Below are 12001 nucleotides of genomic sequence, written 5' to 3'. Positions count from 1 at the left end.
GGAAGATTGGACCGAAATGTACGGAATCCCTTGCCTACTGCCCAACTGACTGTCAGAATCAGCCTATGACAGCTACGACAGCTACGGCACGCCAGACTTCGAACAAGCCGGTGCAGTTGGACGCTGTCTCCAAATCGATCGTCGAGCAGCTCCAAGAGGACGGCCGACGTTCGTACGCAGAGATCGGCAAAGCCGTCGGGCTCAGCGAAGCAGCTGTCCGACAGCGAGTGCAGAAGCTGACGGAATCCGGTGTGATGCAGATCGTCGCAGTCACCGATCCGATGCAACTCGGCTTCTACCGCCAGGCGATGATCGGCGTCCGCGTCAACGGGGACACCCGTTCCGTCGCTGACGCGTTGGCGGCCCTCCCGGCCGTCGACTATGTCGTGCTCACAGCTGGCGCTTTCGACATCCTGGTCGAAGTCGTCTGTGAGAACGATGACGACCTCATCTCCCTGCTGAACTCGGAGATCCGCAGTATCCCGGGCGTGCTGACGACCGAGACATTCGTCTATCTCAAACTCCACAAACAGCTCTACAACTGGGGAACACGATAATCATGAGCAACACATCAACACTCGACAGTGCCACGGCGCAGTACGACAACGCTGACTTGCAGCGCAAGGCCAAGGACCATCTGTGGATGCACTTCGCGCGCCAGTCTGTGATGGAGTCGGGTGCAGGCGTGCCGATCATCACCCGCGGCGAAGGCCATCACATCTGGGACAGCAACGGCAAGAAGTACATCGACGGGCTCTCCGGCCTGTTCGTTGTGAACGCCGGCCACGGCCGCAAGCGCCTTGCCGAGGCTGCTCGGAAGCAGGCTGAGGAACTCGCCTTCTTCCCGATCTGGTCGTACGCACATCCGAACGCGATCGAGCTCGCCGATCGTCTCGCAAACTACGCACCCGGTGATCTGAACCGCGTATTCTTCTCCAGCGGAGGCGGTGAAGCGGTCGAGACCGCCTTCAAGCTCGCCAAGTACTACTGGAAGCTGCAGGGCCGCCCCACCAAGCACAAGGTCATCTCCCGTGCGATTGCCTACCACGGCACCACGCAGGGGGCGCTTGCCATCACCGGTATCCCGGACATGAAAGCGATGTTCGAGCCAGTGACTCCAGGCGGGTTCCGCGTGCCGAACACGAACTTCTACCGCGCCGACGAAGTGGGTGCGCCGTCCGACAACCTCGTCGACTTCGGATTATGGGCCGCGAACAGGATCGAAGAGATGATCCAGTTCGAAGGCCCTGAAACCGTCGCCGCTGTGTTCGTCGAACCTGTGCAGAACTCGGGCGGATGCTTCCCACCACCCCCCGGATACTTCAAGCGCGTTCGCGAGATCTGCGACAAGTACGACGTACTCCTCGTCAGCGACGAAGTCATCTGCGCGTTCGGCCGCATCGGCAGCATGTTCGCCTGTGACGACTACGGCTACGTCCCCGACATGATCACGTGTGCCAAAGCGATGACAAGCGGCTACTCGCCGATCGGCGCGACGATCATCAGCGACAAAATCTACGAGCCCTTCAAGCACGGTGACACGTCGTTCTATCACGGCTACACGTTCGGCGGGCACCCCGTGTCTGCTGCGGTTGCCCTCGAGAACCTCGACATCTTCGAGGAGGAGGCGCTCAACCAGCACGTGAAAGACAACTCCCCGTTGTTCCGCGCCGAACTGGAGACTCTGCTCGACCTGCCGATCGTCGGTGACGTTCGAGGTGACGGTTACTTCTTTGGCATCGAACTCGTCAAGGACAAGGCCACCAAACTGACATTCGACGACGACGAGTCCGAGCGATTGTTGCGCGGCTTCCTCTCAAAGGCACTGTTCGACGCGGGCCTGTACTGCCGCGCAGACGACCGCGGGGACCCCGTCATCCAGCTCGCGCCGCCGCTGACCATCGGACCGGCAGAATTCGCCGAGATTCGCGGCATCCTGCACGGCGTGCTCTCCGAGGCTTGGACCCGCATCTAGTCCCGCTGACCGCGCACGGCAAAAGTCCGCTTCAGGGCGGGAACGCACGGCACCACGAACTCAACCCCTCGTTACTGCCGCCGCGTACCCGCCCTGATCCTCTGCGGCGGCGCGCCGGGCCGGCGTGCCGGGCCGGCGTGCCGGGCCGGCGCCGTCCATTATCACTGCAACGACGACGAAGACAGGTGAGACACGATCGTGGCGAGCGACAACTACCGCACGGTGAGTTTCTGGTTCGATTCTCTCGCGGCGCGCGACAGCGATGAATTGCGCCCCCGCTCGGCGCTGATGAGCGAGACGACAGCAGACGTGTGCATCATCGGCGCAGGGCTGACCGGGCTGTGGACGGCCTACTATCTGGCGCACGCGCACCCGGAACTCTCGATCGTCGTGCTCGAAAAGGAGATCGCAGGGTTCGGCGCATCAGGGCGCAACGGCGGCTGGTCTTCGGCATTGTTCCCCGTCTCCACGACGGGATTGGCCAGATTGCACGGCATCGAAGCAGCCGTGCGCATGCGTCAGGCGATGATCGACACCGTCGATGAGATCGGTCGTGTCGTCGCCCGGGAGCAACTCGATTGCGACTTTGTGAAGGGCGGCACCGTCGCGTTCGTACGCAATCGTCCTGGCCTTGACGCGGCGCGCGAAGAGGTCGCAGAAGCTCGCCGGTTCGGCGTCGACCACGTCACGCTGTGGGGCACGGATGCGCTGCGGCGGCGGGCGCCGTCTGTCACGGCGTCCGCCGCGACATTCACGCCCGACTGCGCACGGATTCAGCCGGCAGCATTGGCCAGGGGGCTTGCCCGCGTCGTCGAGAGCCTGGGAGTACGAATCTATGAGCACACCCGCGTCACTGATTTCGGCCCTGGGCGCGTCGATGCGCTTGGCGATGGTCCGGTCTCGGTGCGTGCAGGCGCAATCGTCAACGCGACGGAAGCATATGGAAGCGCTTTGCCGAGCGTCGGACGCTCCGTCATGCCGCTGTACTCGCTGATGATCGCAACCGAACCGCTGCCCGAATCGTTCTGGGAAGGCACCGGAATTGAGCACGGACAGACCTTCACGGACTATCGGCACCTGCTGATCTACGGTCAGCGAACAGCTGACAACCGCTTTGCGTTCGGCGGACGGGGCGCGCGCTATCACTGGGGAAGTGCCATCCGCCCGGGTTACGACACGGCGACGAATGTCGCCCATCATCTGCGGCACGCACTCGTCGAGCTGTTCCCCGAGGCCCATTCTGCTCGGATCACACACCGCTGGGGCGGGCCGCTCGGTGTACCCCGCGATTGGCATGCGTCTGTCGGGTTCGCACCGGACACCCGCATCGGCTGGGCAGGAGGCTACGTCGGCGACGGCGTGAGCACAACCAATCTGGCCGGCCGCACTCTGGCCGACCTGATCACAGCGACTGATTCCGCGCTCACGAGTCTGCCTTGGGTCAATCATCGGTCACCGCGCTGGGAGCCGGAACCTCTGCGCTTTCTCGGTGCCAATGCGGGCCTTCTCGGTATGACCGTCGCCGACGCCGAAGAACGCCTCACCCGCCGTGCTTCTGTGACCGCGCGCCTGATGGCGCCTCTGATCGGCCACTAGCTAGCTGCTTGGTTGCCAGCGCGTCGACGGAATCGTCACGACTCGCCGATCCGGGTCGAGTTTCGGCCGCTCGAACGACCACTCGGGGAGCATGCCGTTCTGCAGCATCGAATCGAGTAAATCGGCCAGGCCGTAGCCGGGGTCGATCGCGCGTGCTTGCGCGATGAATCGCCCCGCGGTCGAACCGGATCCCAGTGCCCAGTGCAGCCAGGCAAGCATCGTCACCAGCGGCGCGCGCGCCGACTTTGGTGCGCACGCCGCCAGGTGCCCCAACAGTTCGATCGCTCTGCCGATGCGGCCAACATCGGGCCGAGGCATCCCGATTCCCGCAAGGCCGAGCGCCCCGTCGTCCTCAGGGGTGATGATCTCGCCGCGCTCGTGCTTCTGGTTCAAGCGGCAGGTTCGCAAACCGATTTCGCGCCCCCAGGCCCACTCGAAGAGCAACACATCGCGAAAACTGGGAAGCTCGGCCGTCAAAATGATCCGCGCTGCGAGGTCGGGTGAGATCGTGGCACCGTCGAGTTGCAGGACGAACTCGGCGAATTCGGTGAGTTCCTCCGCGGTATCCACCGAGCCGCTCTCTTCGACAACTTCTGCACACGCACCAACCTCACCGGGGCGGGATAGCTGGGGCGGCGGCTGTGCCCTCAGCCGCAGGATGGCGCGCGTGACTCGTTCTCGCCGGGCGAGGTCCGACTGTGGAAGCTCAGCACGCTCTCGCGGCGAGCGCAGCGACACTCGCTCACCTTCCGGAACCGACGTGTGGACCGCCGACTCGTCGATCATGGCCAGCGGGCGCGGCGAGTCGCGGGCATCCGATTCGTCGAAATAGGAACCCCAACCGTCGGCCGCAACGCACAGCGCGTCCTTCACTGTGAACCCGGCCGTGCGGGCGCGGCCGAGCAACAGCATCGCGAACGTCTCCCGCGGGATCCCCCCGCAGGTGTCGAACCTGTCATCGGTGTAGATGACGGGGACCACACCGTCTGCCCCGCGCACTTTGCACAGCATGCCGATGAGCGTCGTCGCCATCCGCTTATACGCGGCGTCTGCAGCGGGTTCCGGCAGATCAACGCGATACGCGCCACAGGTGCGTTTGGCATCGAAAGCGACGAGAACGAGGCTGTTCTGCGGGCGGAAGCCGACGAGTTGCGGCACCAGGGCGAGCAGGTCGTGCGGTTGAGTTGTCTTGACTATCGTCTGCATGCGAACAGCCTGTCGCAGGCACGCGCACGGGTAGAGGGCTATCGCGCGATCTGTTCACAACTCGCAGACCGCCTGCGCTGTGCATAACTCGCCGCAGGCTCGTGCCTTCCCGCGCCTTCCATTCCCGCGCCTTCCCTTCCCAGTCGTTCGCAGGAAGAAGGCAGTGCGTCAGGTCAGACGTCGTCGACGGCAGCGCCTGCGAACTGGGCGTTATACAGGGTGTAGTACGCGCCACCCGCCGCCAACAACTCGGTGTGCGTCCCCTGCTCCACGATCTGCCCGGCCTCCATCACGAGAATCAGGTCGGCGTCTCGAATGGTTGAGAGCCGGTGCGCGATGACGAAACTGGTTCGATCCTTGCGCAACGCGCTCATGGCCTTCTGCACCAGCAGTTCCGTGCGAGTGTCGACGGAGCTGGTCGCCTCATCCAAAATAAGCACGCTCGGCCGTGCCAGGAACGCCCGCGCAATGGTCAGCAGCTGTTTCTCCCCCGCACTGACATTTCCACCCTCATCGTCGAGTAGCGTGTCGTAGCCCTCCGGCAGAGAACGCACGAATCGGTCGACGTACGTCGCCTTGGCGGCCTCGACGATCTCCTTCTCGGTCGCATCCGGTCGCCCGTATGCGATATTGTCGCGAATCGTGCCCTCGAACAACCAGGTGTCTTGCAGCACCATTCCCATCCGCGAGCGCAAGTCGTATCGGGTCATCTTCGAGATGTCGTCGCCGTCGAGTGTGATTCGGCCCTTGTCGAGTTCGTAGAAGCGCATCATCAGGTTGACCAGCGTGGTTTTGCCCGCACCGGTCGGACCGACGATTGCAACAGTCTGCCCGGGCTGAGCGACCAGCGACAGGTCCGTGATCAGCGGCTGGTCCTCTGAATAGCTGAATGACACGTTCTCAAACGCAAGGCGCCCACGAGTGCCCTCGGGGCTCAATGGCTCGTCGGGGTCGTCGCTCTGCTCATCGGCGTCGAGCAACTCGAAAACCCGCTCAGCGGATGCGACGCCGGACTGCAGCAGATTGGCCATCGACCCGAGCTGGCTCAGCGGTTGAGTGAACTGGCGCGAATATTGGATGAACGCCTGCACATCACCGATCTGCATGCTGCCGGAGACCACCAGGAGTCCGCCGACGGCCGCGATCGCGACATACACCAGGTTTCCGACGAACATCATGGCCGGCATGATGATCCCGGAGATGAACTGCGCCCCGAAGCTGGCCTTGTAGAGTTCCTCGTTCTTCTGCCGGAACACCTCTTCGACCTCGCGGTGCCTGCCGAAGACCTTCACGAGAGCGTGCCCGGTGAACGCCTCTTCGATCTGCGCGTTGAGCGTTCCGGTGTGGGTCCACTGAGCAACAAACAGTTTCTGCGAGCGTTTGGCGATGACGGTGGTGATCACAAGGGTGATCGGGATCGTGACAAGTGCGATCACGGCGAGCAACGGCGACAGCAGGAACATCATCAGCAGCACGCCGACCACGGTCAGTAACGACGTGAGCATCTGACTCAGCGTCTGCTGAAGGCTCTGCGAAATATTGTCGATGTCGTTCGTCACACGGCTGAGCAATTCGCCCCGCTGCATCGTGTCGAAGTATTTCAACGGCAGCTTGTGGATCTTCACTTCGACGTCTTCACGGAGCCGGTACATTGTGCGCTGCGTCACACCGTTGAGCACGAACGCCTGCAACCAGGAGAACACCGATGCCATGATGTACAGCGCCAGAACCCAGAACAGCACGCTCGAGAGGGCTGCGAAGTCGATCCCGCTGCCCGGGGTCAGATGCATGCCGCTGAGCATGTCGGCAAGCTGACCTTGCCCGCTCGCGCGCATCCCGTCGATCACCTGTTGCTGACTGGCGCCTGCCGGCAGGCTCTTCGAGACGAACCCGGCAACGATGAGGTTGGTTCCATCGCCGAGCAACCGGGGCCCGAGCACGGAAAACCCGACGCTCAAAATCGTGAGAACGGTCACCAAGACGATCGGCCAGACCTCAGGGCGCAACCGCCCGAGCAGGCGTTTGGCGCTCGGCCCGAAGTTCATCGACTTCTCGGCAGGCATCCCCATGCCACCGAACGGGCCTCCCCGCCCCGGCCCGCGACGCACGGGCGGCCTGGCCGAGTTGCGGGTTGACGAGTTGGTGCTCATGCTGCCTCCTCGGCTGTCAGCTGCGATGAAACTATCTCGGCGTAGGTCTTCGAACTCGCGACGAGCTCCTCATGGGTTCCCTGCGCAACGATGCGGCCGTCTTCGACGACGAGGATCTGGTCGGCATCGATGATGGTCGACACGCGCTGGGCGACGATCACGAAGGTCGCGTCGCTTTCGTTTCGCCGGAGAGCACGCCGCAATCGGGCATCCGTCGCCAAATCGAGCGCCGAGAACGAATCATCGAAGATGTAGAGTTCCGGTCGCTTGACCAGGGCTCGCGCGATCGCGAGGCGCTGACGCTGCCCACCGGAAACGTTGGTGCCGCCCTGGGCGATCTCTGCGTCCAGGCCGCCATCCATCTGCCGAACGAAATCGTTCGCCTGCGCAATCTCAAGGGCACGCCACAACTCCTCGTCGCTCGCATCGGTCTTGCCATAGCGCAGGTTGGACGCCACGGTGCCCGAGAACAAATACGGCTTCTGCGGCACGAGACCGATGCGCGACCAGAGCAGGTCAGGATCCAGTTCGGCGACATCGACTCCGTCGACGAGCACGGATCCGCTTGTCGCATCGAACAATCTGGGCAGGAGATTGATCAGCGTTGTCTTACCGCTGCCGGTGCTGCCGATGATGGCCGTCGTCGAGCCCGGCTCGACACGGAAGTTGATCTCGCTCAAAACCGGCTGCTCTGCACCGGGATAGGCGAACCCGACTTCGAACAGTTCGATCGACCCGTGCTCCGACAGTGTCTGAACGGGCTTGGCAGGTGGGCGCACCGTTGACTGGGTGTTCAGCACTTCGCTGATCCTGTCTGCACAGACGGCCGCACGGGGAACCATCACGAACATGAAGGTGGCCATCATCACAGCCATCAGAATCTGCATCAGGTAGCTGAGGAAGGCCGTCAAGGTTCCGACCTGCATGGAGCCGTCCTCGATCCGGAACGCTCCGAACCAGATCACCGCGACGCTCGAGACGTTCAGCACGAACATGACGGTCGGAAACATCAGCGCGAAAAGCCTGCCCGCCTTCAGGGCGGTCTCCGTGACGTCGGCGTTCGCCTTCGCGAACCGCTTCGTCTCGATGTCTTCACGCACGAACGCGCGAATCACGCGGATGCCGGTGAGCTGTTCGCGCAGCACCCGGTTGACCGCGTCGATGCGCTTCTGCATCCGGCGGAATTGGGGCACCATGCGCCAGATGATCAGGATGACGGCGATCAACAGAACGGGAACGCTGACGGCGATCAGCCAGGACAACTCGAGATCCTGGTTCATGGCCATGATGATGCCGCCGATACACAGGATCGGAGCCGAGACGAGCAGCGTACAGGTCATCAGCACGAGCATCTGCACCTGTTGCACATCGTTCGTGTTGCGGGTGATCAGCGACGGTGCGCCGAAGTGTGTCACCTCGCGTTCTGAGAACTCTCCGACCCGGTTGAACACCGCGCTGCGCAGATCGCGGCCGACGCCCATCGCCGCCTTCGCGCCGAAGTACACGGCGGCGACCGCACAGGCGACCTGAGCAAGCGTGATGAGCAGCATCACCCCGCCGAGCTGCAGGATGTAACCGGTATCACCCTTGATGACACCATTGTCGATGATGTCTGCGTTCAATGTCGGCAGATACAACGATGCGATGGATTGCGCGAGTTGGAAGATGACGACCGCGAGCAACAATCGCCAATGCGGTCGAAGGTAGCGCCTAAGAAGCTTCAGAAGCATGTGTCGTCCTCGTTCGTGGTCTGATGGCGTGTGGTGGTCGGATGCGCGGCATCCGCCGGATCTGCAGCATCCGTCGAGCTCGCAGCATCCGTCGAGTTTGGCGCATCAGGTGGCGCATCTCCGACGATGCCGTAGAGCACGATATCGGTGAGCTCGTCGAGCGTGAATCCGACAGACTCATTGAATTGAGGGATCGACGTGGAGAACGCGACAAGGCGCAGCAGCGCTCCGATGCGATCCGCCGGCAGGTTCAGCCGATCGAGCTCGGGTTGAACCAGCCCAGCTACGATACCGGCATAATTGCTTCGAGACTTGTCGCGCGCGAACTCGGGCCGCTCGTTGTGGCCGAGTGCGGACATCATGGCGAGCACGCCGCTGAAACGCGCCTGCAGAATGCCGATGGCAGCCTTGATCTTGTCCCTGAGCGGATCCTGCGGCGAAATGTGCGCAAGCTGCGCACGCATCGGCTGCGGATCGAAGTACTTCTCCACGGCCGCCCTGATCAGGGTTTCTTTGTCACCGAACGCCCTGAAGATCGTGCCCTCCGCGATCCCGGCTTCCTCCGCGATCTGGCGAGAAGTGATATTCGCACCATGTTCGAGCAGTAGCGGGATGACTGCGTCGACGATCATCGATTGACGGTCTTCGACCGGCATCGGGCTTGCACGGCGTGTTGTGGTTTCCACCACAGAATTCTAAGTGAGTGTGCGCTCACTCCGCAAGCAGAACTTCGGTCAGGCAGCCTTGGCGCAGACCCAACCCTCCGGCATCCGTCCCGCGCTCAGGAACGCACTCAGCTCAGCGCTGGCCTCCTGGGAGAGCACCGTGTCGGCTTGCGTATAGATGATCGGCTCCTCTTTGGAGTTGTGCGCATCCAACTGGGCCAGCAAACCCTGGCAGGCGGCCAACACCGCCTCGTCATCGGAGTCGGCCGCGATCAGTGCTTCCACCGAATCCATCGTCGCCCACAGTTCGCCGTGCTCGCGCAGCATGACGAAGATCGGCATCATCATGCCGTGTTCCCGCAACGGAGGGAACAGGAACTCCTCCTCCAGGTAGATATGGCGCCGCAGCCCGGTCATTGCGCGGGTCAACGGCTCCGTGTCGGTGCTGCCGACGGCGAGGCCGGCCGTAAACGCCTCGATTCCGCCATCGATATCACGGTGCTCGCGTTCCAACGCGCTGCCCAGTGTTGCCGCTGCCATCTCTTCTTCTTCCTTCTTCTTCTTTGTTCGCTTGTTCGCGTGTTCGCGCGTTCGCGTGTTCGCTTAGTCGCCGGATTCGCGTGTTCGCGTGTTCGCGCATCCGCCCGTTCGCGGTGTGACGGCGCGCACCTGGTGCCGTGATGACCGATCGTCTCGAGGCTACGCCCTCCTCATTCGCCAAGCAGCGTTGCGTCGAACGATTTCGGTCCGGCAACCCCGTCTTCACGCCAGATCACGCGCACACGGGGCGGAGGTCCGCCACGCGAGGCCAGCACGCGGAATTGCAGGTGATCTCCCGGCGGCACATCGCGTGGAATCACCTCATCTGGCCGCACGTACTTCGGCGGTTGGGTGGCGTCGGTCAAGAGCGCAGAATGCGCGCTAGCCGAGCCGATGTTGCGCATCAACCAGCTCGCGGGCTTGACCTGCTCCAGCTGCCAGGCGACAGGATCCTGCACAGCGGATGCCTGCGGCAATTCCGCGCGGAGCGCACCGCGTCCGCCTCGCTCGCCCGCGCCTGCTCCCGGGCCCGCGCCTGGGCTGGCATCTGGGCTCGCGTCTGGGTACGCACCGGGGCCGTCAACGCCGTCGGTCCCGATCGAGCGCTGAACCTGGGCGAGCGCACCGGTGGCCGTGTCTGCGTCGAGCCGCGCACGGTCGGCATCAGCCCGTGCCTTCTCGGCATCCTCCTGGGCAGCCGCAGCGTTCGCCTGTGCCTGCACGATGCTCTGCCGGGCTTGGGTGGCCTGATCCAGCGCTGTCGCGGCGTCGCTGCGGGCGTCACCGGCACGCTCGACGGCTTGAACCGCGTCGCTCAACGCGACCTCGGCGCGTTCGCCGGCACGCGCCGCCGCAGCGGCCGCGATCCCAGCCTTCTCTTCTGCCGAGCGGGCGCGTACCGCTGCGACCACGGCAATTCCAACGGCGACCAACGCAACGACCAGCGCAACGACATCCAACATGCTCACGTAAGCAGTTTATGGCTGTGCCGCCGGCCGTCGGCCGCTGCTCGGATCCGCTCAGTCGGTGAACAGTGCCGAAATCTCAGCAATGTCCTCGATCGTCGGATGCCACGCGGTCGCCGCCTGCGCATTCTGTACGATCTGCTCCGGTTTCGTCGCACCTGCGATCACACTCGTGAGCCCGGGCTGCGCAAGCAGCCACCCGAACGTCGCCTCGAGCATGCTGACCTCGTGGGCCTGGCAGAATTGCTGATAGCGCTCGATCGTGTCCCACGGGGCGTTGTCGGCGAGATGCTTGCGGATCATCATGATCCTGCTATCCACGGGCCCACCCGACCGTGAGAATTTTCCGGTGAACAATCCGTTGTAGAGCGGAAAGAACGGCAGAAAGCCGAGCCCATACTGGTTGACAGCGGGCAGCACGTCGCGTTCGGCGTCCCGCGCTAAGAGGCTGTATTCATTCTGTGCAGACACGAAACGCGGATGCCCACCGAGGCGCGCGGTGAATTCGGCCTCCGCAATCTGCCAGCCCGTGAGATTGGAATGTCCGATGTAACGCACTTTCCCCTCGCGGATCAGGTCGTCGAGCGTGGCAATCGTCTCCTCGATCGGCGTACTCGGGTCGGGCTGATGCAATTGGTACAAATCGATCCAGTCGGTCTGCAACCGTTGTAGCGATGCCTCGACCGCACGTCGGATGTAGCGCCGCGAACCGCGCGCACCCCAATCCGGGCCGTTCGCACCCTGCATGTCCATGCCGAATTTCGTGGCGAGCACGATTCGTTCGCGCTTGCCCTTCAACGCGTTGCCCATCAACGTCTCAGACAGCCCGCGCTCGGCCCCGTAGATGTCTGCCGTGTCGAACAGTGTCACGCCCGCATCGATCGCCGCGTCGATGACCGCGTTCGTTCCCTGCTGAGTTTCTGACGCCGTACCGCTTCGGCCGAAGTTATTGCAGCCGATTCCGATCGTGGAAACCACCAGGCCGGATGAGCCGAGGTTTCGGTACTCGATTTCTGCCATGCGTCAAGGCTATCGGTCGGCTCACCCGGGCTCGCCTCTGCGGTTTCGGACGGCTGGAGCGCGCGCGACGCTGGAACCCGGGGTTCGACTTGCCCTCCACAGCAAGCTGGCCGCGCTGGTTCTCCCCCAACAAGCACGGTCGGCGAGCGGTGTT

Annotated in this window: 10 protein-coding genes; 3 read left to right on the top strand and 7 right to left on the bottom strand. The window is 63.3% G+C overall.

All coding sequences use genetic code 11. The annotated features are described in order from the left end of the window. Nucleotides 1-65 precede the first annotated feature (65 nt). The 3 genes from QU604_RS07950 (at nucleotide 66) to QU604_RS07940 (ending at nucleotide 3571) form a co-directional block, all read left to right on the top strand. Nucleotides 66-557: an Lrp/AsnC family transcriptional regulator gene (locus tag QU604_RS07950; protein ID WP_308468269.1), complete on the top strand. Its 492-nt coding sequence runs from the start codon at nucleotides 66-68 to the stop codon at nucleotides 555-557. 2 nt (nucleotides 558-559) lie between these two features. Next, nucleotides 560-1975 (top strand): aspartate aminotransferase family protein, encoded by a 1416-nt coding sequence (locus QU604_RS07945; protein WP_308468267.1) that lies wholly within the window; start codon nucleotides 560-562, stop codon nucleotides 1973-1975. A 198-nt stretch (nucleotides 1976-2173) separates the two neighbouring features. Then, nucleotides 2174-3571 carry an NAD(P)/FAD-dependent oxidoreductase gene (locus tag QU604_RS07940; RefSeq protein ID WP_308468266.1) on the top strand — a complete coding sequence of 466 codons (1398 nt, stop codon included), beginning with the start codon at nucleotides 2174-2176 and terminating at the stop codon, nucleotides 3569-3571. Here the strand turns inward: QU604_RS07940 and QU604_RS07935 are convergent, their stop codons facing one another. The 7 genes from QU604_RS07935 to QU604_RS07905 all read right to left on the bottom strand — a co-directional run bounded on the left by QU604_RS07935 (nucleotide 3572) and on the right by QU604_RS07905 (nucleotide 11847). Next, complete coding sequence (locus QU604_RS07935) at nucleotides 3572-4777, bottom strand: DUF4192 domain-containing protein (RefSeq protein WP_308468265.1); 1206 nt, start codon at nucleotides 4775-4777, stop codon at nucleotides 3572-3574. Nucleotides 4778-4950: 173 nt separating this feature from the next. After that, nucleotides 4951-6927 (bottom strand): ABC transporter ATP-binding protein, encoded by a 1977-nt coding sequence (locus QU604_RS07930; protein ID WP_308468264.1) that lies wholly within the window; start codon nucleotides 6925-6927, stop codon nucleotides 4951-4953. Continuing rightward, a complete protein-coding gene (locus QU604_RS07925) occupies nucleotides 6924-8657 on the bottom strand; it encodes an ABC transporter ATP-binding protein (protein ID WP_308468263.1) in 1734 nt (577 codons plus the stop codon). The genes QU604_RS07930 and QU604_RS07925 overlap by 4 nt, the downstream gene beginning before the upstream one ends. After that, on the bottom strand, nucleotides 8648-9343 hold the full coding sequence (locus QU604_RS07920; protein ID WP_308468262.1) for a TetR/AcrR family transcriptional regulator: 696 nt from the start codon (nucleotides 9341-9343) through the stop codon (nucleotides 8648-8650). The genes QU604_RS07925 and QU604_RS07920 overlap by 10 nt, the downstream gene beginning before the upstream one ends. Before the next feature lie 48 nt (nucleotides 9344-9391). Continuing rightward, the gene (locus QU604_RS07915) at nucleotides 9392-9862 is read right to left on the bottom strand and encodes a hemerythrin domain-containing protein (RefSeq protein WP_308468261.1); all 471 of its coding nucleotides are present in this window, start codon (nucleotides 9860-9862) and stop codon (nucleotides 9392-9394) included. A 170-nt stretch (nucleotides 9863-10032) separates the two neighbouring features. Beyond that, the gene (locus tag QU604_RS07910) at nucleotides 10033-10830 is read right to left on the bottom strand and encodes a hypothetical protein (protein WP_308468260.1); all 798 of its coding nucleotides are present in this window, start codon (nucleotides 10828-10830) and stop codon (nucleotides 10033-10035) included. Nucleotides 10831-10881: 51 nt separating this feature from the next. After that, on the bottom strand, nucleotides 10882-11847 hold the full coding sequence (locus QU604_RS07905; RefSeq protein WP_308468259.1) for an aldo/keto reductase: 966 nt from the start codon (nucleotides 11845-11847) through the stop codon (nucleotides 10882-10884). Nucleotides 11848-12001 lie beyond the last annotated feature (154 nt).

It is taken from the genome of Rathayibacter sp. SW19 (assembly GCF_030866825.1).
Taxonomy (GTDB): Bacteria; Actinomycetota; Actinomycetes; order Actinomycetales; family Microbacteriaceae; genus Rathayibacter_A; species Rathayibacter_A soli.
The sequence above is the reverse complement of the archived record's forward strand: the minus strand, read 5'-3'. Positions and strand labels throughout refer to the sequence as shown.

What these genes read in the sequence shown, in the direction of transcription:
- QU604_RS07950 (WP_308468269.1), top strand. Translation starts at nt 66, where the DNA reads ATGACAGCTACGACAGCTACGGCACGCCAGACTTCGAACAAGCCGGTG.
- QU604_RS07945 (WP_308468267.1), top strand. Translation starts at nt 560, where the DNA reads ATGAGCAACACATCAACACTCGACAGTGCCACGGCGCAGTACGACAAC.
- QU604_RS07935 (WP_308468265.1), bottom strand. Translation starts at nt 4,777, where the DNA reads ATGCAGACGATAGTCAAGACAACTCAACCGCACGACCTGCTCGCCCTG.
- QU604_RS07930 (WP_308468264.1), bottom strand. Translation starts at nt 6,927, where the DNA reads ATGAGCACCAACTCGTCAACCCGCAACTCGGCCAGGCCGCCCGTGCGT.
- QU604_RS07925 (WP_308468263.1), bottom strand. Translation starts at nt 8,657, where the DNA reads ATGCTTCTGAAGCTTCTTAGGCGCTACCTTCGACCGCATTGGCGATTG.
- QU604_RS07915 (WP_308468261.1), bottom strand. Translation starts at nt 9,862, where the DNA reads ATGGCAGCGGCAACACTGGGCAGCGCGTTGGAACGCGAGCACCGTGAT.
- QU604_RS07905 (WP_308468259.1), bottom strand. Translation starts at nt 11,847, where the DNA reads ATGGCAGAAATCGAGTACCGAAACCTCGGCTCATCCGGCCTGGTGGTT.